General features: G+C 31.6%; 17 protein-coding genes. 10 read left to right on the top strand and 7 right to left on the bottom strand.

All coding sequences use genetic code 11. The features are described 5' to 3' along the window. The first annotated feature begins 42 nt into the window (after positions 1 to 42). The 3 genes from gldF (at position 43) to dnaN (ending at position 3,673) form a co-directional block, all read left to right on the top strand. Positions 43 to 768: a gliding motility-associated ABC transporter permease subunit GldF gene (gene gldF, locus ACZIX2_RS03400; protein WP_463338677.1), complete on the top strand. Its 726-nt coding sequence runs from the start codon at positions 43 to 45 to the stop codon at positions 766 to 768. Continuing rightward, a complete protein-coding gene (gldG, locus tag ACZIX2_RS03395; protein ID WP_463338676.1) occupies positions 768 to 2,453 on the top strand; it encodes a gliding motility-associated ABC transporter substrate-binding protein GldG in 1,686 nt (561 codons plus the stop codon). The genes gldF and gldG overlap by 1 nt, the downstream gene beginning before the upstream one ends. Before the next feature lie 101 nt (positions 2,454 to 2,554). Beyond that, entirely contained in the window at positions 2,555 to 3,673 is a 1,119-nt protein-coding gene (gene dnaN / locus ACZIX2_RS03390) for a DNA polymerase III subunit beta (RefSeq protein WP_463338675.1), read from the top strand. Between the two features lie 96 nt (positions 3,674 to 3,769). Here the strand turns inward: dnaN and ACZIX2_RS03385 are convergent, their stop codons facing one another. Beyond that, positions 3,770 to 5,542, bottom strand: a complete 1,773-nt coding sequence (locus tag ACZIX2_RS03385; RefSeq protein WP_463338674.1) for a MutS-related protein — start codon at positions 5,540 to 5,542, stop codon at positions 3,770 to 3,772. A 51-nt stretch (positions 5,543 to 5,593) separates the two neighbouring features. Further along, a complete protein-coding gene (locus tag ACZIX2_RS03380) occupies positions 5,594 to 6,445 on the bottom strand; it encodes a universal stress protein (RefSeq protein ID WP_463338673.1) in 852 nt (283 codons plus the stop codon). A 208-nt stretch (positions 6,446 to 6,653) separates the two neighbouring features. Between ACZIX2_RS03380 and mnmE the strand changes: the two genes are divergently transcribed. The 7 genes from mnmE to ACZIX2_RS03345 all read left to right on the top strand — a co-directional run bounded on the left by mnmE (position 6,654) and on the right by ACZIX2_RS03345 (position 14,041). After that, entirely contained in the window at positions 6,654 to 8,054 is a 1,401-nt protein-coding gene (gene mnmE, locus ACZIX2_RS03375; RefSeq protein WP_463338672.1) for a tRNA uridine-5-carboxymethylaminomethyl(34) synthesis GTPase MnmE, read from the top strand. A 356-nt stretch (positions 8,055 to 8,410) separates the two neighbouring features. Continuing rightward, on the top strand, positions 8,411 to 8,869 hold the full coding sequence (locus tag ACZIX2_RS03370; protein WP_463338671.1) for a helix-turn-helix domain-containing protein: 459 nt from the start codon (positions 8,411 to 8,413) through the stop codon (positions 8,867 to 8,869). A 10-nt stretch (positions 8,870 to 8,879) separates the two neighbouring features. Next, the gene (locus tag ACZIX2_RS03365) at positions 8,880 to 10,016 is read left to right on the top strand and encodes a tyrosine-type recombinase/integrase (protein ID WP_463338670.1); all 1,137 of its coding nucleotides are present in this window, start codon (positions 8,880 to 8,882) and stop codon (positions 10,014 to 10,016) included. Continuing rightward, positions 10,006 to 10,908 carry a hypothetical protein gene (locus ACZIX2_RS03360; RefSeq protein ID WP_463338669.1) on the top strand — a complete coding sequence of 301 codons (903 nt, stop codon included), beginning with the start codon at positions 10,006 to 10,008 and terminating at the stop codon, positions 10,906 to 10,908. The genes ACZIX2_RS03365 and ACZIX2_RS03360 overlap by 11 nt, the downstream gene beginning before the upstream one ends. A gap of 211 nt (positions 10,909 to 11,119) precedes the next feature. Then, positions 11,120 to 11,455 (top strand): helix-turn-helix domain-containing protein, encoded by a 336-nt coding sequence (locus ACZIX2_RS03355; RefSeq protein ID WP_315146244.1) that lies wholly within the window; start codon positions 11,120 to 11,122, stop codon positions 11,453 to 11,455. A 211-nt stretch (positions 11,456 to 11,666) separates the two neighbouring features. Continuing rightward, entirely contained in the window at positions 11,667 to 12,959 is a 1,293-nt protein-coding gene (locus ACZIX2_RS03350) for a DUF3987 domain-containing protein (RefSeq protein WP_463338668.1), read from the top strand. A gap of 86 nt (positions 12,960 to 13,045) precedes the next feature. Further along, complete coding sequence (locus tag ACZIX2_RS03345; protein WP_463338667.1) at positions 13,046 to 14,041, top strand: DUF6371 domain-containing protein; 996 nt, start codon at positions 13,046 to 13,048, stop codon at positions 14,039 to 14,041. A 9-nt stretch (positions 14,042 to 14,050) separates the two neighbouring features. On the opposite strand, the gene ACZIX2_RS03340 is transcribed toward ACZIX2_RS03345, so the two are convergent. From ACZIX2_RS03340 to ACZIX2_RS03320, 5 genes are all read right to left on the bottom strand, one after another. Further along, positions 14,051 to 14,305 carry a helix-turn-helix domain-containing protein gene (locus ACZIX2_RS03340; RefSeq protein WP_463338666.1) on the bottom strand — a complete coding sequence of 85 codons (255 nt, stop codon included), beginning with the start codon at positions 14,303 to 14,305 and terminating at the stop codon, positions 14,051 to 14,053. Positions 14,306 to 14,435: 130 nt separating this feature from the next. Next, positions 14,436 to 15,509, bottom strand: a complete 1,074-nt coding sequence (locus tag ACZIX2_RS03335) for a hypothetical protein (RefSeq protein ID WP_463338665.1) — start codon at positions 15,507 to 15,509, stop codon at positions 14,436 to 14,438. A 226-nt stretch (positions 15,510 to 15,735) separates the two neighbouring features. Continuing rightward, on the bottom strand, positions 15,736 to 17,106 hold the full coding sequence (locus ACZIX2_RS03330) for a 5-methylcytosine restriction system specificity protein McrC (RefSeq protein WP_463338664.1): 1,371 nt from the start codon (positions 17,104 to 17,106) through the stop codon (positions 15,736 to 15,738). After that, positions 17,106 to 19,127, bottom strand: a complete 2,022-nt coding sequence (locus ACZIX2_RS03325) for an AAA family ATPase (protein ID WP_463338663.1) — start codon at positions 19,125 to 19,127, stop codon at positions 17,106 to 17,108. Before ACZIX2_RS03325 ends, ACZIX2_RS03330 begins: the two co-directional genes overlap by 1 nt. Before the next feature lie 2 nt (positions 19,128 to 19,129). After that, positions 19,130 to 22,138, bottom strand: a complete 3,009-nt coding sequence (locus ACZIX2_RS03320) for an RNA-directed DNA polymerase (protein WP_463338662.1) — start codon at positions 22,136 to 22,138, stop codon at positions 19,130 to 19,132. Positions 22,139 to 22,224: the final 86 nt, after the last annotated feature.

The following is a 22,224-nucleotide window of genomic DNA, read 5'->3' as shown; positions in this document are numbered from 1 at the left end:
TTTAATCAATTTGCATCTAATATCATTTAGCACAAAAAACAAATGAAATCAATCGTAACAAGAGAAATAAAGTCCTTTTTTGGTTCACCAATAGGTTATTTGGTAATTGGCTTATTTTTAATCATCAACGGGTTATTCTTATGGGTTTTTGAAGGAGAATATAATATTTTGAATTCAGGTTTTGCCGATTTAACTCCTTTTTTCACCTTAGCCCCATGGGTTCTGTTGTTGTTAATTCCAGCGGTAACTATGCGCAGTTTTTCAGACGAAATGAAACAAGGCACTTTAGAATTGTTATTAACTAAACCGTTAAGTATATGGGAAATAGCAGGAGGTAAATTCTTAGGTGCTTTTCTCCTTATCATTGTTGCGGTGCTCCCTACACTTTTGTATGTATATTGTATATCATCCCTTGGATTACCTGAGGGCAACATTGATCTAGGAAGTACTTTAGGTTCTTATTTTGGACTTCTTTTTTTAATTAGTGGCTATACCGCTATTGGTGTTTTTACTTCTACCCTATCCGAAAATCAAATTATTGCATTTCTACTTGCTTTGGTGTTATGCTTTTTCTTCTATTTTGGATTTCATGCTCTTGGAAGTGTTTTTGGAAAATCGTCCACACTACTTTCGTATATCGGTATGCAAGATCATTTTAAAAGTATGAGTCGCGGTGTACTTGACACTCGTGATATACTGTATTTTGTGAGTTTAACGATACTTTTTTTATCTTTTACTGTTTTTAACCTAAAATCATTTAAATCGTAATGAACGCTAATAAAAAAAACAATTTCACTCCATTACTTTTTACATTCATTGCTTTAGTAGTACTCCAAGTCATTGGATACTTCTTTTTTTGGCGTTTTGATTTGACAAAAGACAAAAGATATACGCTTTCTTCTACTTCATTAACAATCCTTAAAGAAGTAAAAAATCCTCTTTCCATCAAAGTATATATGAAAGGTGATTTGCCTGCTGAATTTATACGCTTACAACTTGAAACCAAGCAAATCTTAGAAGAATTCCAAGCCTATAATAACGAAATTGCTTTTGAATTCGTAGATCCTATGGAAAACGAAAATGAAAGCATGGCTCTTATTAAAGAACTCTATCAAAAAGGATTGACCCCTATAAACATTACCGTAGACGATAAAGGAAAGCAATCACAAGCTATGGTTTTTCCATGGGCAATTGCTACCTATGATAATAAAGAAGTGAACATCCCTTTGCTCAAAAACCAAATGGGAGCCTCAACTACCCAAAAAGTAGTGGGTTCTGTGCAACACTTGGAATATTCTTTTTCGGAGGCCTTTCAAAAGTTAACCCGTCCCAAACAGAAAAAAGTTGCAATAATTAAGGGCAATGGCGAACTCAAAGAAGCATTTATCGCGAAATTTTTACTTCAAACCCGAGAAAGTTATTTCATAGCCCCTTTTACACTTGACTCTGTTGCTCAAAACCCATTAGGAAGTCTACAATCACTAGCTGGATTTGATTTAGCAGTAATAGCCAAACCCACTGAAGCCTTTTCAGAAAGTGAAAAACAAGTATTGGATCAATTTATAATGAAAGGCGGAAAAACCATCTGGTTGATTGATCAAGTAGTGGCCGAGATAGACAGTTTATACAATCCTTCGGGCGCAAACTTAGCTTTTCCTAGAAACCTAAACATCAACGACATGTTATTCAAATATGGAGTTCGCATCAACCCGGACCTAATCAAGGATGAGCAAGGAACGCCTATTCAACTTGCATCTGGTGAAACAGGAAGTGCTACTAGATTTCAAACTTTTAATTGGAAATTTGCACCATTAGTGGTTCCCAATCATACCCATCCAATTGTAAAAAATTTAGGAGGTATCAAAATGGATTTTGCTAATTCTATCGATACTTTAAAAAATGGAATTAAAAAAACGATCTTATTACAATCGTCTCCTTACTCTAAAAAAATAGGAACACCTTCAACTATCGAATTAAATAGTGTTACTGAAAATACAACCCCAGCTGATTATCCAAATACTGGCAACATTCCTTTGGCAGTTTTATTAGAAGGATCCTTCCAATCCGTATTTAAAAATCGTATACAGGCTTTTGATCAAATGGATTTTAAAAACCAAAGCAAGCCTACCAAAATGATTGTAATTTCTGACGGTGATCTCTTAAGAAATCAATTGGACAAAAATCAACTTCCGGTCGAACTAGGATATGATCAACGTACTGGAAATTTATACGACAACAAAGATTTTATACAGAATTGTGTAAATTATCTACTTGACGATAATGGACTTATTAACATTAGAAGTAAAGATTTAGAACTACCTCTTTTAGATAAAGAAAAAGTTTATTCACAGTACACACAAACCCAAGTCATAACTATTGGGCTTCCAATCCTAGTTTTAGGATTATTTGGCGTACTATTTGCGTACCTTCGCAAACGAAAATATGCTCGTTAAGTGTTAATAAAAAAATTAAAAAGGTAACCTAGATTACGATATATTTGTATCAGGTATTCTAAAATAATTTCAAACAGAATCCAAAAAATAAAATTAAGCAAATGAAATTCATTGTATCGAGTTCGTACTTATTAAAGCAGTTACAAGTACTTGGAAGTGTTATAAACAGTAGCAATACATTACCTATTTTAGATAATTTTCTATTCGAACTGAATCAAAATCAGTTGACCGTTTCTGCCTCCGATTTAGAAACTACCATGTCAGCAACCTTAAGTATTGATTCTACAAGCAATGGTAGTGTTGCCGTTCCTGCTAAATTGCTCTTGGAAATCCTTAAAACTTTTCCAGAACAACCTTTGACGTTTACCGTTGAAGAAAACAGCACTATAGAAATTAGTTCCAATTCTGGTAAATATGCCTTGGCTTTTGCTCCTGGAGAAGAATTTCCAAAGTCTGTAAATTTAGAAGAACCTTCCACTACATTGGTTCCTGCAGATGTTTTAGCAACAGCCATTAGTAAAACCATTTTTGCAGCTGGCAACGACGATTTAAGACCTGTAATGTCGGGAGTATTCTTTCAGTTTTCACCTGAAGGATTAATTTTTGTTGCAACAGATGCTCACAAACTAGTAAAATATGCAAGAACAGATGTGAAAGCTACTGAGGTTGCCGACTTTATTATGCCTAAAAAACCATTGACTATTCTAAAAAATATACTTTCAGCTTCAGACGCCGAGGTAAAAATTGAATATAACAATAGCAATGCTACTTTTTCATTTGACAATTACATTTTGATGTGTCGCTTAATTGATGGAAAATATCCAAATTACGACGCCGTAATTCCTAAAGAAAATCCAAACAAACTTTTGATAGATCGTTCCTTGTTTTTAAATTCAGTACGTCGTGTTGCCATTTTTTCCAATAAAACTACACACCAAATTCGTTTAAAAATAGCTGGAGCCGAGTTAAATGTTTCTGCAGAAGATATCGATTATTCCAACAAAGCAGAAGAACGTTTGACTTGTGACTATCAAGGAGACGATATGCAAATAGGTTACAACTCTCGTTTCTTAACAGAAATGTTGACCAATTTACAATCGGATATGATCATGTTAGAAATGTCATTACCTAATAGAGCGGGAATCCTAACTCCCGTTGATGGTTTAGAAGAAGGAGAAACTGTCACTATGCTAGTTATGCCTGTAATGCTAAATAACTAGTATTCAATACACGAAACTAACCAAATTCAATACCATGCTAAAATCCGCAATTCTTAACCAGATTGCGGATTTTTTTATTGTTTAACAATTGTCAATTTAAATCACCCCCATTTTTTTCATTAAAAAAGTAGCACTTTTGTTTTGGCAGACTCCGTCACGAAGTTGATAATCAAAATGTAGTTCATCATTGATAATTTCGACTTCAAAACACTTATTGCTTAAATACTGAGGAAACTCATGAGTTGTCAGACACACCTCGATATCGTGTGTTGCTATAGCCCCTATTGCTTTTTGACCGATTACTTTTTTAACCACCTCAATTGTACCGTTTCTTTTATCATCTGAATTGGTTCCTCTCAAAATTTCATCCAAAAGCACAAAAGCAGGACACTCGGATAAAGCATCCATAATGTGTTTCAAACGCTTAATTTCGGCAAAAAAATAGGATTCACTATCGGCTAAAGAATCGGATAATCGCATGGAGACCAATACTGGCATAGGATGAACTGTTGCTTTTGTAGCACACACGGGAGCTCCTGCTCCTGCCAAAACCATATTGATTCCCAAACTTCTCAAAAATGTACTTTTGCCCGACATGTTCGAACCTGTCAAAATCAAAAAAGATTGTGGATGAAAATCAATGGAATTGCCTACTCTAGTTGTTGGATTTAACAATGGATGGCTTAAATTTTCGAAAGCAATTCTATAATGATCATTCAATTCTGGAAAGACAAAATCTGGGTTATTGTATGAAAAATTAGCTAAGCTATTGAGCATTTCAAAATCACCAATTACTTGTAAACTTTGCTCCAAATCAGACGCATGTTCGTTTTTCCATTTCACGATACCCTTCAATAGATGAACGTTGTACAAAAAAAGACCATTCAAAATAATTGAAGTTAAGAAATTGCTCGTGCTGTCCATTTTTGAAAACAACTCAGACAATTGCTTCAATTGATAACTGACTTTGTGTTGGTTGCGGGTCAATTGTCTTTGTAAATGAATCGTTTTAGCACTACTAAAGGATTCATTTTCTATTTTTTCAATTAACAAACTGTAGTTATGAACAATGGTATTAATTGCTGTAGAATGAGCTGTTTCAGCCAAAATTCGTTTCAAGAAAATTCCAGCAATCCCTAAATTGATCATAAATACTAAACCAAAAAGTTGCATTAAAACCAATTGAGACGTTATCCCATAACCAATCATCAACCCAATCAAAATAACTGGGGAGGAATGGGCCAAAAACACAGCCCAAAGTGATACCGCTTCACTATTGAAAACACTCCATTGCATTAAGGTATTATAAATGAATGCATTATCATTACCTATTTTGGCAGTGGCAAAAAAAGATTGACGCCAATCCAGCTTTTCACTCAATTCTCGTGTTGCCTTTTGAATTTGAGCAATCTCATCGGCTGAATTCAAATGCAGTAAATGGGTAGCTAACGTTTTTTTTCCCATGAAAGTCCCAGTACGATTCAAACTTTGAAATAAAGACTGTGGGCCAAAAATATCTAAATCATAAGCATACGGATGATGCAATTCATGGAATTCGGAACCATCCGCAAAAGGATTACTGGTATGTGACAAAAAGGCCAATTCATCAGTATTGACCTCAATTAACATTTGAGTTATATTCTTTTGAAAAGACAATCGAGTATGCCAACGCATCAAAATAAAAAATCCAACAAATGCTATACAACTTATAGACAATAAGCTAACATTGTTGAACTTTTGATATCCATAGAGCGAAAATCCAACCAATAAAACAGCCAGTAAACGACCTAAACTAATCCAATTGTAAAGCTTCTGAATCCGTTGTAGTTCGGATTCATATTGTAATTTCTTCTGTAAATAAATTTGCATATTAAAGTGTCGTAAATGACAACAAATATACACGATTCAAAAGCATTCTAACTATTCATCAGTTAAGTTTCCATCACTCGGTAGTGCCAAAACAGGGACCTCGGAATAATCTGAGAACTTACGAGTCAAGCTAGGATTAAACAATTCGACAAAGAAGTTTCTTTTGTAGGTTACCATCGCCAAGATATCAATATTCTTTTGTGATACAAAATCAAGTATAGTTCCTTGAACATCATCTAAAGGTAAAATTGTAAACTGAACCGGTTCATTGGCAAAGTGGGTTTCCCATTCTTTTATGGTTTCTTGTTTTACATCAGAGCGACTGGTTTTCACGTATAAACATTTGACTTTTGCCTTTGTTTTTTTAGCAATAGAACATACTAACTCAAGTGCTTTTTTATCTTTTTCTCTAAAACGAGTAGTAAAACCAATTGTTTTGATTTTCTGATATTTTGCAACCAAAGGCACACTCAAAACTGGCACACTTAGGTTTGACAGCACAGAACCTGTATTGGTTCCTGCGAAAAAAGTTTCCCAACCTGTTGTTCCGGCAGTACCCATCACCACAAAATTGATTTGATCTTCTTTCACCACTTTTTGTATAGAAGAAATTAAGTCGCCATCCATCAATCGATGGGTAATTTTAATATGTGACAATCCTTCTTTTTCGGCAATGGATCTGAGTTTTGGAATTTCATCTTTAAAAACATCAAACTCGGCAAGCTGCATCGATTCATAAATTAAATAATAGTTATCAGGAGTAAATTGGCTATCCACTATAGGCAATTGAAACGTATGTAGCAGGATCAACTCCCCTTCAACTAGGGTAGCTAAATGCAAGGCATGAACGAATGCATTAGATGCAACTTCAGAAAAATCGGTTGGAAACAAAATTCTTTTCATGACTTTTAAATTTAAAGCGTTATTTAAACTTGATTAAATTTACAAAAAAAACGACACAAATCAATCCTTATATATCAGTTTTTTAGATATTTATGCTTTTTCAATATAAAAAACACAATAATCATCACCTTCTCTAAAACCTGTGATGCTCTATAAAATTGTAAAGCCAAGGGATTTATGTATTTTTGCATCAAAATAATCCTCATCCATGATTCCAAACGATTCTATAGTTGCTTTAGCTACACCTTCTGGTGCTGGAGCCATTGCCATCATTCGTATTTCTGGTCAAGATGCCATTCAAATTGGCAATGCTGTTTTTCGTTCTATCAAAAACAAAGACTTGACTACCCAAAAAACGCATACGCTGCATTTGGGACATATTGTGGATGGAGAGAAGACTTTAGATCAAGTATTGGTTTCGATTTTTAAAGGACCTAATTCTTACACGGGAGAAAATACGATTGAAATTTCGTGTCACGGTTCTACGTATATCCAGCAACAAATAATTCAGTTGTTATTGCGAAAAGGTTGCAGAATGGCTGATGCGGGTGAATTTACGCTAAGAGCCTTTTTGAATGGAAAATTGGATTTGTCCCAAGCCGAAGCCGTTGCCGATTTGATTTCGTCAGACAACGAAGCAAGTCATCAAATTGCCATGCAGCAAATGCGTGGCGGTTTCTCTAACGAAATTGCCAAACTGCGTGAAGAACTGTTGAATTTTGCTTCCTTAATCGAATTGGAATTGGATTTTGCCGAAGAAGATGTAGAATTTGCTGATAGAACGCAATTTCATGAATTAGTCAACCGAATCGAATTTGTATTGAAACGTTTGATTGATTCTTTTGCCGTTGGAAATGTAATCAAAAACGGAATTCCAGTAGCCATTGTAGGCGAACCCAATGTTGGGAAATCGACTTTATTGAATGCATTACTTAACGAAGAACGCGCTATAGTGTCTGAAATTGCGGGAACTACGCGTGATACCATCGAAGACGAATTGACTATTGGAGGCATTGGCTTTCGATTTATCGACACAGCTGGAATTCGCGAAACGAAAGACTATGTAGAAAGCATTGGTATCCAGAAGACTTTTGAAAAAATTGAGCAAGCGCAAGTCGTTATCTTTTTGTTTGATGGTTTAAAGTTTAAAGTTTCAGGTTTTGACTATATCACCGAAATTGAAAAAGTAAAAAACAAATACCCTCTAAAACCAATTCTAGTAGTTATAAATAAAATTGATTTGTTGGCTGAAAATGAAATAGTAAGTATCAACAACCATCTTGAAACTTTAAACCTTAAACTTTTAAAAATTTCAGCCAAAAACAAAGAAGGTATCGAGGATTTAAAGAATCAATTACTGTCGTATGTTAACACTGGTGCTTTGCGTAATAACGAAACAATAGTCACAAATACAAGACATTATGATTCTTTACTTAAAGCTTTAGAGGAAATTCAGAAAGTGAAGTTTGGACTAGAAACCAATCTATCCAGTGACTTGATGGCTCTTGATATTAAAGAAGCACTATACCAATTTGGGATGATTACCGGTCAGGTTACCAATGATGAGTTGTTGGGAAATATCTTTGCAAATTTCTGTATCGGCAAGTAAACACCCAAAAATTCAAAAGAAAAACCAAATCATAACACAGTCTAACCCTTGAAATTCAAGGGTTTTTTATTTTTTAAATTTTCATATCTTAGTTTGAATTATTTTTTTTTGTTCTTTTTTGTACCTCCAGTGTACCTCATTCATTTTTTTTATTAAATTTACATTAAGGTTGGACAGATTATGTCCCTTATTTCCCCTTAATTCTATTTATATCCTAATATTTCTAACTATTATAATAAAAAATGAGCTCCAATTTAAGTGTAAATCGTGTTTGTGAATACTGCAAAAATACATTTGTAGCTAAGACAACTCGCACCAGATTTTGCTCACCTATTTGCAATGGAAGAAACAATAAGATGATCATTCGGAATTTAAAAATTAAAGAAAGTGATTTAGAAACCTTGTCAAAATCAAATGATACCAAAATTCAAAAAATAGAAGAAATTAAAGGAAGAGATTTTTTGACGGTTAAAGACGCTTCCCTATTATTGAACATTTCGACAAAAACCCTTTACCGATTAATTGAAAGAAAGGAAATCAATTCCTTTACTTTTTCACCACGAAAAACATTAATCAGAAGAAAAGATATTGATTCCTATTTTGATAAGAATCTAAAAGAATTAGAAAGCAGCAAAAAAACAGTTGAGATTGATATTAATCTTGACAATTCATATACCATTCAAGAAGTACAGGAAAAGTACAATATTTCGAATGGTGCACTTTACAATTTGATTATTCGATTTAAAATACCTAAGAAAAAACAAGGAAAATATACTTTGGTGAGAAGAGAAGATATTGACTCCATTTTCAATTAAATAAAAAATCATGGCAAATGTAACCCTCCGAAAAAAAGCATTAGCAAATAATAAGTCGAGTTTATACTTAGACTACTTTCCTCCTATTATTAATCCTAAAACAGGAAAAGAATCAAGAAGAGAATTTTTGGGGCTGCAGCTATTTGAAAAACCAAAGAACGATATTGAAAAAAGCCACAACAAATCCACCATAGAATTTGCTGAATTGATACGATCCAAAAGACTTACTCAGATTAAAGAAAAAGAATATGGATTTAAAGAAAACATCATTTACAATAAAGACTTCATTGAATATTATGCTTCAATAGTAGATGAATACCTTAACATAGGGAGCCGATCAAATTATAGTACTTGGAATACTTCATTGAATTATTTTAAAGTTTTCGCTGGAAACAAATTACAAGCTAACTTACTAGATCAAAACCATGTTAAGAAATATAGGGCATTTTTATTTGAGACAAAAAACTTAAGAACACAAAAAAAGAAGCTATCAAGAAATACAGCAGCCGCCTATTACAAAAATTTTATTTTCATTCTAAAAAAGGCATATAAGGACAAAATAATAGAACACAATCTTGCTACCGATGCGGATTACATAAAAGAAGAAGAAACGTATCGAGAATACTTGTCCGAAAAAGAATTGGAGAAACTATGGAATACGGAATGTAGTTTTACAAAATTAAAACACATGGCGCTTTTTTCAGCTTTGACTGGATTGCGATTTGTAGACATTAAAACTTTACCTTTTTGCAACATCTATTCCGATATTCATCAGGGACATTACATTAAAGTACGAGAACAAAAGACAGGAAATTTATACAATCATCCTATATCTGAAAATGTGCTAAACATTATCAATTTACAAACCAAGGAAAATGAATTTGTATTTGGTACTATTGCATATACAGAAATAACAAAACCTTTGAAAAAATGGCTCTCTGATGCTGGAATAACCAAGAAAATTTCTTTCCATAACTTTAGACACACCTACGCCACTTTACAATTAGCCAACGGAACAGATATTTATACCGTTTCAAAACTTTTGGGTCACAAAAATGTTTCGACTACTCAAATTTACACCAAGATAATGGACAAAAACAAAATAGTTGCCGCCAACCGTATCAAACTGAATTTAAATGGAATATAAAACCACTTATGATTACTTCTATAATAAAACGTATTCTTTAGGTGAAAAAATGATACAAAATTCACTAATTGAATCTAAAAAAAACTCAAGAAGTTTTGCGTTTACCTTAGAACAGATTAACAAAAAAAACAATGAATTAATTGTAAATAACTGCAAGATAAAATCTAGTAAATATCTGATTGAATTAGAGAAAGTATTTAAAAATTGCTTATCTACTTATTCTGAAAACAGCATTGCACTTACACTCCAAAATGAGGTGTTTACAGCATTTAAAAAACTAAAAACTTCAGAAATTCCTGCAGGCTATACCTTTAAAAAATTTAGTGCAGATCTTGGAATTTTACACGGAATCAACGATGTAGATTATCGATTTTGTGAACAAATGGACTATTTTAAAACAAAATACGAATGCAATCAACTAAATGATTTTTCCATTGCAGCCATTCACCCCGAAATGGATTCATTTGCTCCTTCATTAGATTTTGAGCAACATCATAAAGTAAAGCATGCGAAAACCAAAAATTCAGAAACCGCATCCCTTCCAAATAATTTAACATCAGAAGAAAAAGCTTTTTTGTTTTACATCCTTTGCAAAGCATTGAGCGAACCAAAAACCGAACCCTCTAGCGAAGGTTTTAATTTACCTTACACAGAATTAATACGTTTAAATACGATCATCGATTTTAAAGATAAATTCTGCTTTGAAAACAACTATAGAGATTCAAACAATTATAAAATTTTGACCAAAGGAATTGATTTTTTTCCCAACACTGAAAGAATAACATTTCTTAACATATTGATTGAAAAATTAAATGATTTACTACTCCCGAAAACTACAAAAAATATCAAAGAATTGCTTAACAAAGAGTACAATAAACAGGTAAAACGCTAAACTATAACTAAACAATACAAAACAGAGCCTACTTTTTTCCACAATAAAACAACTAAAACCCAAATGAGACTAATAACTGTTCTTCATTTGGGTTTTCTTTTTTACAAAAAAAACACTGCTAAAGCTTTAATTCATTAGTTTTTATTGTAATTCTAAATCCACACCATAATCCACACGAAATTCCACAAGACATTTTCCCCACATTTGAATCATGGAAAATCAACAAATCTACATGATCACAGAAGCAGGAATAAAAGTACTGACGGATCAAATTACGGAGAAAATTTTAAAAGCTATTCAACCCTCAAACACTTCTGACGAGGACGCTTTTTTATCAATTGAAGAAACCGCAAAAATTGTAAATCTTACTAAAGCAACAATTTATGGTTTAACACATCAAAAGGTAATTCCTTATCACAAAAGAGGAAAACGACTCTACTTCTTAAAATCTGAAATTTTGCAATGGATTCGAAACGGCAAAACGGAATCTAAATCAGAATTAGAACTTCGTGCCGATGCCTATTTATCAAAAAGACGTCTTTTTTAACCTTAGTAAAAAATGAAACTCAAAAAAAACACAAAGAAAAAATTTTGTAAAGGAGTAACTTCATTAGAGAAGAATACACTTCAATTTCTTATATCCAATTTAAAGCAACGATTTTATTTAATTCAAAATCTTCCCGAAAAACCAAATGGGACCAAGCCATATTTTGACTTAAAAACCAAAAATATTATATATTTAATACATGATCCAGTATATGAAAATTAATGATATAAAAAATACTATTGAAAGCTTTACTTTAACTAAAAAAGAAATTGCATCTCAACAATTACATCAAATTATTTCCTTACTTCCTGTAGAAATAAGGAATTTAATTTATGATGCTTTTGTACACCAAAGGATACCCAAGGAATATTTATTGAGCTCCATTTTGTTTGCTTTTAGCAATGCCATTGGATTATCCTTTTCAATAAACGCAATGGGCTATACCAATTATTCCAATTTATATTTTGCCATTGTAGGAAGTAGAGGCGATAGTAAATCTCCTGCCATGGATTTAGCAACTGCACCACTCCATAAAAATGATGACAAAAATTACCATGAAGCGAAGAAAAATAAATTGGAGGACCCGAACAACAATTGTTTTAGAAAGCAATTGTTTTTACAAGACGCAACAATAGAATCGGCCTTATATGTACATCATAAAAACCCCTATTCCATTGGTATCTTCATTGACGAACTTTACTATTTAGTACAAAAAATGGCCAATAAGAATAGTAATGAAGGATCTGCATGGCGCACCTTTTTTTTACAAGGAAACACCAATAAGCATATTGACATTTCTAGAAAAACAACCGAAAGTTATCGAATCGAAAAATCGTATCCCACCTTAATGGGTTCCATTCAGAACCAGTTTGTTCCTCAACTTTTTGCCGACGGAAACCTTGAAAGTGGCTTGATTGATCGCATTCTGTTCACCACAAAATTAACTTGTAATAGTAAATTATCCATCAACAAAATATCGGACATTACAATTGACAGATACGCGACTTTACTTCTAAACGTATTACAATATAGAAATGAAATTGAAGCCACTACTGAGATTAATTGTATTACACTAAAACTAAATGAAGCAGCTGAAAAAAGAATGTTTGACTATTCACAATCCTTGATAAATGAACAAAATATTCATACAGATTATAGCCGAGAATACCTTGCCAAAATGCTAATAAACATTCATAAAATCACTCTTTTGGTACATCTGATTGAGAATGCCTCTACTAGCGATTTCAACAAGCCTATTCTTGAAACTACTTTGGAAACTGCGATTGAAATCAATGCGTTCTATTTTACTAATTTCAAAATTATACTAGAAGAAAACATTTCTAATTCAACAAAGAAACCCTCCATAGAAGAGATTATCAAATTAGCTATAAATAATGGGGCTACTCAAAAAGATGTAGTGGCTATATCTGGATTGGATAAATCTACCATTTCAAGAAAATGGAATAAAGTAGTAAACAACTTGCAACTAACAACACCACCATAATACTTTGAAAACCTCAGTAATATTAGGGCTTAGCAAAAATACAAGAGTTATTTGCGAGTTGCAGGTTGCATTTAAAAATTATCATTATGCTCAAAAAAATAGACCTTCATCTGAAATTTGATCCCAAGCGAGATTTTAAATTAATAACGCCATGTTGCCAACGTAATAACAAAGACGGTAAGTTTTCCAATTATCTAAATTTACCTCCACAATTTGGGTACTGCCATTCGTGCGGAAAAACTAGCCTTCCTCCAACTCGATATGAAGACGAACAAGGCAATGAATACATTTGGAATGACCTTTCGAATCAATTTGACCCAATTGCAATGCCTATGCAAAAAAATTCAACTTCCTTTGCAAAAGAAGTTGATTCCGTTGCAAAGGAAGTCGCTTTTGTTGCAAAAAAGCAAGAAAACGTTGCGGCTGTTTTGCAAATTTCGAAATACATTCCAGAAAGTCTCATTTGGCGCTACTTTCATATAACTCCCGAAAACAATTTGTTGCAATACCTTTGCAAAGCGTATGGCAAAACAAAAATGGAAGATGCCAAAACAACTTACGTTATAGGGACAACTCATGATGGTGGAACTGTATTCTGGAATATCAATGCTGACTTGAAAGTGCAAAAAGCTAAAATTTGTTACTATGATGAAAACGGAAAAAGAAGCAAAATCTTCAAAGTTCCTTACAAAAACGAAGACGGATATTACTCTTGTTTGTTCGGTGCACACCTCCTCAATGATCAATTAAAAGGCAAAAAAAACATACTACTTGTAGAAAGTGAAAAAACTGCTATTGTTGGTTACCTCCACTTTCCAGAGTACATTTGGTTGGCTTATGGCGGGCTCAATGGTCTTACCGAAAACAAACTACAACCATTAATTGGTCATACCGTAATCATCATTCCCGATTGTAGCGAAAATGCTGTTCAAGTCATTTCTAATAAAATCCCTACTCTCATTTCACTTGGAATCAATGCCAAAATTTGGGACATGACCGAAGGCAAAACCGATGCGGAATTGAAAAGTGAAGGCATTTACAACAATGATCTTGAGGATGTGTTTAGGAAATTTGTGCAATAAAACACCTCATTATTTATTAATGCACACAATACTATCCATTACCTCCTTTTTCTTATAATAAATTCTATTTCCCAAACCATAACTAGTCAGTCTACCACTCTTAGTATGTTTCCAAAGGGAGGTTTCATTTATTTTTAGCAATTCGCAAGTTTCGGCTCTAGAAAGTAATCTTTCCCCATCAATACCTGCAGAAGCCTTTACTTGCTCTAATTCTTTCTGAATAGCATCTAATTTTTCTAAAATTATTTCGAAAGGATTTTCCATTTTTAATAAAATTAAAATTAATGACAATAGCATGACCTACAATTGGTTTTAAACGATAATTATAAAAAAAGCTAAAAACCTATGATTCAGAAATTAATAGTTGAAAAGATATTTTATATTTCCACTTTTTTTATTTAGCGTCCAATATCTCATCTGGTTTGTTGATCAATGGATCAAGCCAATCCGCTTTATCCGTTGCCCAATTTATCCATTCTTGTTTTTCTTGTGTTAGGTTATTAGTATTTATTGCATGTTGCTTTTCTGCATCAATATAATTTCTAATTAATAGCGCTTTATTATATTGTTCCGAGAGCGCAACCAAATTGTTGAAATTTTTAATCTCTTCTTCCTTACGTTTTTTTATTTTCTCCTTACGTTCTAATTCTGCATCATATTGTAATCTCCACAAACGCGATTCCTCCTGTTGTTTTTTCTCTTCTTGAGCATAAATTTCAAGTTTTGCAAGTATCCTTGCTAGTATTTCTTCAAGTTTTACCTTTCCGTCTCGCCATTCTTTTTCTCTGGAATACTTACCTACTTTAAGTATAAATTCTCCTGTTGGAACATATTGTGAAAAACTATGTTCTGTTGTGGGAGGTACTCTTTTCGTTGCTTCCCTGAGGTGAAACTCAATATAAATCCCATCGATTAAAACACAAGTTTGGTAATTATCTTTTGCAATAGTATGACCTCTATAGCGTAACAACTTGGTAAAGGCATCCATAAAACACAATGCCCTTTCGCGATGCTTATCACCTACCCTTATTGGATAACGCAACTTTTTATATTTATCATAAAACACATTACCTTTACTTTCAGCCCAATACTCCTTGGTCTGCAAAGTCAATAGGTCTGGTTTATTAATTTTATTTGGAACCACTAAAGGAGCCTTGGGATCATTTTCGATTTCTTTGGTTCTTATGGTTAAAGGGGTTTGGTCCAAGTTTACAGAATTCCCTTCTTCTCGTATCGTTAAAACAATTTTATCTACACCGCCAAAGACAGGATTAAACATTGTTTTGTTGATTTTTTTATTGAATTTCAGCCTCATCCAATATCCTCCATCCGGCATGGGGATTTCAAATTGTTTACACAATTTTTTTATTCCTTCAGTTGAAAGTGCATATTCTTGAATCAGCTTTGATACTGGCGTAGTCCATACTTTATCGTATAATTCTTTTCTAGTTAATTCAATATTTTCCATAGGTTTAACACTTTAAAGAACTGAATTAAAGATACAAAATGTTGACTAAAAACGAATTAATCAATTTGAATTAAACGGAAAAAAAGTTTAAAATATTTAGTTAAAGCTAAATTTTGGCAATTAATTTTATCGATAAAATCTTCAATAATTACATAATTCAAAACATAAAAATCTACTTTCTTATATCTTATTTTATGTTTTCTATCGACAAAAATTATTTTACTGTTCAAATTACAGGTAATTTAACTCCTATCTTAAATACCTTATAATAAGGCTCTATCTTACGCTTTTTATTATCTATTTGAGCTAAAGACAATTCATCAACCCCATTTTCCATATCAGGATAAACAATCAAGCAGTCAATATTTCTATCGTCTGTAACATTTAATTTTGTTCTTACTTTGTTTAAACGCGCATAACCGGCTACTTGCCGAATGTCTTCATGTAAATGACCGTTTTGGTAATGCAATTTGTATTTAGCATCAATTACCATTTGAAAATTAGGCTTTGAAACCAAAATATCCAATGCATTACCATATGTAGAAAACTGATAATGAATCTCCTTTTTTTCGGCTGGATTGGCTTCAATCATCTTGCTATACACATATAACTCGAACAATCGCGGCATATCTATCCAAAAGGGTGGTGTTGCCACTTTTTGAGTAGTAGTTTGTGTAATATTATAGGCGAATTTTTTCAGGATATAACTCCCCATTTGTAAAGCTTCTGCATAATCTTTGTAAAACGGATTGTGTTTAATGTGCTTTAATTCATAATCATTAACTTGATTAGAAATCAGTTCAAAAGCCGGTCGACAATAATTAATGGTGTGTTGAATATCAGTATAATTTTTTCCAAAAAGGTCTTTGTGATTTTCTACATAACTACTTGCAAACTGCAATACTTTCTTTAAAAATCGGTTTTCAGCATGATCTTCCCCAAATTGTTGGTATTCGCAAAAAGTACTGGTAAATCTGTTTTTGAAAACATTTTGTTTAATATGCTGCCCGACTAATATTTTCCCTTTTACTCTATTATTTAGGTTTTCCTGAACTTTGTAATAGTTTTTCTTTAACCCTTTACGCACAATTGCTTTTAAGGTTTGTAAAAAACGTACCACCAAAAAGGGAGTTAACTTATCGTCTTTTTGTTCCATTTCAATTGGTTTGGCGTCCCAATCGATTTTAAGTAATTCCTTAATTTCAGAATTGCTTTCCGAAACGGAAGTCACTTGCAACAGCATTTTTAAGTAATCCAATTCAAAAAAAACAGATGTGGTATCTGCAAATTCTTCATCCTGTGTTTCGTTTGGATCTTTATCTGTTTTTAGATCAAAAACACGGGCATTCTTTGTATTAATTTTAGGCTCAACATATATATGTTTTTCTGTTTTGCCCAACCAATCCAGACCAATACAATAATCTGCTTTTAATTGAAAACCTGTTTCGTGTTTCTCGTAAATATAACAATGACTACTGTCATTAAACCGTTTAGAGGTAATGGAATCCAATAGCAAAATATCCAGATTCAATGCTTCTTGTAAAGATTCATTGAGGTGGAAAAAAATACTGCTATGTTCTGATAATCTATACCCCATTAAATAGAAGCTTCTAAACTTTCAATTTTTTCAATTATGTCATCACCTATCAATATACCATCCTTAACATATTCAAGTAATATGGGTTTAATTTCATATTCTAAACGCAATTTAAAATCAATTGGTTTATCCTTGTCGTTTTTACCTTCTTTATCCTTTTCATATTGCTGAATAAAGTAGGAATGCCCTAAAGCCACATCTTTGGGTTCAAACTCTTTTGATACATTATTCGAATGTGTTTTATAATCATCCGTTGTAAATAAAGCTTTGACAGCAAAAAACAAATTACGGTCAAAAACTACATCTGTATCGTCGCTTAAATCTTTTGGTAAAACATCTACAAACGCAAATCGTCTTCGAATGGCATAATCAATATGTCCTACAGAACGATCGGCGGTATTCATAGTTCCAATAATATAGAGATTTGGCGGTAGAATCAATTTATTATCGTCTTCAACGGCATACATACTTTCCACAGCTTCGCCACGATATTCTAAAGCATAAATAAGCTCTCCTAGAACCGAAGAGAGATTAGCACGGTTGATTTCGTCTATGATGAGTACGTAGTTTTTAAGTGGTTCTTTTAGTTCTGTCTTTATATAATTAAACTTTTCAAAAAACTTCCGAAGTAAGGCAAGATAATATGTAAAACGATAATGTGCATGTACAGAAATTTCTTTTGAAATTACAGTATCATTAATATCTAATTTATTATTGAGAACTGCTTTTATTAGCAATTTAAATTCGTTAAAATTAATTCTAGAAGGATATTGCCAGTCTTTACCATATTTAAAACAATCTTTTTCAACCTTATAAATGTCAATATTTCCTGAAAGAACTAAATTATTTTCACCAATTAAACTCTCAATTTCTATTTTAAAATCAATAAAATTTTCATCAATCCACTTGTCTTGTAACGCTAAAGCATTGTCTTCTATACTTAAAAGATAATTATCCAATGCCTTTTTAGCAAAATCCCCAAGTGTTTTGTTCTCTGCTTCGTAAAGTATTCCTTCGCCATCGGGATTTGGTTTTGCTACAATACCACGAACAAAATCTTCATAGGTATAACTTGGATGAAACTGAATTAGTTTACATTGTTCTTCTAGCAATACTTCTAATTTTCTTGTAAATAAATGTTTAGCAACAGCAATAGAATAGGGATCCATACCACTTCTATTTAAAGGCTCTATTCCGCTTTTTAATTGATTGTATTTTTCGATGATTTCGGTAAAAGTTGGGCTCCAGTCTTGCGTTGTTCTATCAGAAACCAATGAAACAGTTGCCGTATCTATCGATTTTATGGTATAATAATTTACAGTACCACTCACATTATCTATTTTATCTCCAACCTTAAGATTCTTATAAATAATTTCAGGAGTTAACGTAATGAGCTCTTTTGCAGTTAATTTTGCTTCACGGGTTTTTCCGGTTCCCGGTGGGCCTTGTAAAATAATTTGTTTTTTGTATTTTAATAGATCCCTATTTTTGTAGATACTCGACATTAGCTTTTCTATTTTTTCATTTTTTTGGAATGTTTCAAATCTTAGCTTGAAAGTTGTAAAAAAATCAATTAATTCTGCCGAAATTTCATCAGATTCAAACAGTTTTAATTCTGTTAAGGAATACTCTTTCCCTGAATTAATTCTACGAGTAGGATTTTCCCAGTAAATAAACTCATCTTGATATAAACCTATTATTTTACTATTTTTCCATTTGGCTAAAACATTTATTCCGGTATGTTGCCAATTTAAATAGCATTTTACAGAGGTATAAGACCCGTAATTCCCTTGTATATTAATGCAAATTTTTCCACATGAATAAGATTCCCATTCATTTATTTGATTTTGTATTCCTGCACCATCCCAACCTTGACCAGTCATTTTGAAACTACCATCGGCTATTAAAGGTTTTATATATTTTTCATACCCTATAAAAGCATCCTCTTTATTTCCAATCCATTCTAAATGAGATACAAAATATTCTAGTAATTCTTTAAATTTTAAGTATTCTGATTGCATATTTATTTCTTTTCTCTTTTATCTGAAATTTTAAACCCTGTTGGAAAAGGCTTAAAAGGCTTACTTGGTGGTATATTATTAGATTGATAGTCTCTAAGCTCTTTAATAGGTAATTTTGATATCATAAAATTATCAAGTTCACCACCATGTATTTTTTGCATGTCTCTTTTCCATTCATCTTTAAAAGCTGCTCTTATCCTCGTATCTCCGTATATTTTATTGTTACATAATGAAACAAAACAATGAATATCTAAAGTTGCAGATTTTACCAAATGTTGATAAGTTTCTATATCTGGATTCCATGCAATTACAAATAATGCATCTATTTCACCTCTCAAATTACATCTGTTATTTATATCTAATAAGTCATTACAAATTAAACCACTAAAGACAAAATTATTATGTTTTATAATTAATTTCTCTTTAAATTTTGGATAAATTTTCAGATTTGACCGATTAAAAATCTCACTACTTTCGTGGACTGCTCCAATAATTTTTGATTGATAAAGAGCTATGCTTCCTTTTGTTTTATTCCCTGTATTCAATACATAAATTAATTGATTATCAGCTTTATCTTTGCTTCTGTCAATTTTATATTCAAGTCCCGCAATTAGATTTATACCCACAAAAGCTAACTTTTCTGCAATTTGAACATACAAATGTCTAGGGAGAGCTAATTCGTGGAAAACAGCATAATCTATATCTTTACTATTACGAATTAGATCATTAACAATTCTTTTTAGCCTATCAAATCTACTTTTATCCGGTTCATTTAATTGACGAACCATTGCGTCAAAAGATTCATCACTAGTTAGAAAATGAGTATTACATACTTTTGGATTATTTTGACTTTTCGATTCAACGAAATCAACAAATTTATATTGTTTGTCCATTGGTCCTTTCTGATAATCCTTTAAACCAACATTTATTACAAACTTGTGATAATATTGTCTTGCTAATTCTAAAAAACTTTTCTGCTCTGTTATCACCTTATTTTTAAAAGCAACAGATAGTTCTAATAGAGTAATTCTTCTTGTAAAGAAATAGAAACCTGACGATTCAAAAATTTTATGACAATAATTATCACAATTCTCTTCTTCACAATCACATTTTGTAGATTGAATATTGTTACTAATAAAATCTTTTAAATTTGGACTAAAAAAAGTTTTAGTTAAATCTTCAATGTCATCTTCTGGTAAATTACTTGAAATATATTTAAAATACTCCTCATACTTGAAATAGCAATTTTTAAATGGTATACTATGCAAATCTGTATTAAAATACCTTTTTACGTCATTCTTAAAATCACTAAAATTTAGAATTTTAGAATCTAGTAAATCTAATGCATATTCTGAATTAATTCCATTTAAGCTATTTGAACAAATAAAATTCTCGTAAATCTTGCTGTAAATAAAACTTTTTGCCTTTTGAAATTTACCTTTATTTTCCGTTTCTATATTTTTTTCTAAAACATTAAATACATTGGCAATCTCATCAAAATATTTTTTAATTAGCTCGTCATCACCTGAGTGAATAATTAATCCAAATAACCTGGGTACGTACTTATTTAAATCAATAAAATTTTGAATATCGTAAATAAAATCATAAGTGATACTTAGAAAATTATTAAGTCTGCTTTGCCAAACTGTTTTATCATAAATCTTAATATCACTTTCAAAACTTAAAATTTCTTTTACGAATTTATTTCTCTTTAGAATTAGACCATCAGATTTCCTTAAACTGTTTACTTCCTCTGTCTCTTTGTTTATACTTTGAAATAAATCTAAATCTTTATTGTCATCATATTCCGATGTGTCTGGTAAAAGTTTCCATTCACTAGAACTCTTGTTGATAGATTTCCTAATATGATTTAGCTCTGCCTTATCTTTACTATTATTAAAAAGGAAAATATTTTCTTTATCTGAATTAAAAGAAAGTTTAAAACTTTGGTCTTTTATATTTTTTAATTCACCGCCTTTCGCTATCTCAAACTCTTTTAAATTACCTAATACTTTTTCAAATTCAAGTTTGTCTTTATCACTATTATATTCAACAGCAATAATCAAATCGTCAACATAACGACCATAGAAAATTGGTCTTACGTTTTGAATAATATCTTTATCGAAATCTAACAAATAAATATTAGCTAAAACCCTTGAGACATTAAGAGTCAGCGGTAATCCAAAATTTTTTGAGTCAATTGTTTCACCATCATAAAAATCCTTATAATCAGCATTGTTGGTTTCATTAAACTTATTCAACATTATAAATACCAAATCATTCAAAAACTTATCTTGTTTATTCAAGTCATTTATGTATTCTTTAATAAGATTGTCGACTTTCTTTTTTAAACAATTAATTTCAATTAAATGATAGTATTTTTTTAAATCTGAAGTAATAACAACTATATCTTTATTTTCAAAAGTTTCAATTTTATCGAATAAATCATTTTGCCATTTCTTATAATCATTAAAGTACGGTTTGTATAGTGAATGATTTTGTTTGAAGTATGGTAAATCGAGTTCTTCATCAAACTTTTTCAATCTACAACCATAAACGTTATCAGGAAAATGTTTATCTAATTTATATCCAATTCTATTGATCCATAATCCTCCAATAATCTGAAAATAAATGGAGATATTACTAATGTATCTAAATTCAACACTTTCAGATTTTTTATCAGAATTAAATTCAAAAAGTTTCCTATTTAAATTTTCAATTGTTTTCTTTACTTTGAATTTACCTGTTGGTTTAAATTTTACTTTTTTGAAAATAAAATTTGAAGAGCCAATATGCTCAATATTGTTTAAAAAAATGTCTATTAATCCTTTTGAATTTCCATTCAGTAAATCCAATAAATAATCAATATTTTCGTATAAATTTTCTTCAAAATAAACTATATCTTCTAGTATAATATATTCCTTTTCATTATAAAGTTCTCTTTTAACTTTACGATAGGTGTATAAAATTTCTTCTTTTGTGAAATCTCCAATTATATCTATATATCTCATTCTTAATTCTTTTTATAATTTTCTCCTTCATCCACAACCATCTCCAACTGTTCCTCAATCTCACCCACACTTACCCGCCAATTCAT

The sequence above is a fragment of the Flavobacterium riviphilum genome (assembly GCF_055231795.1).
The sequence above is the reverse complement of the archived record's forward strand: the minus strand, read 5'-3'. Positions and strand labels throughout refer to the sequence as shown.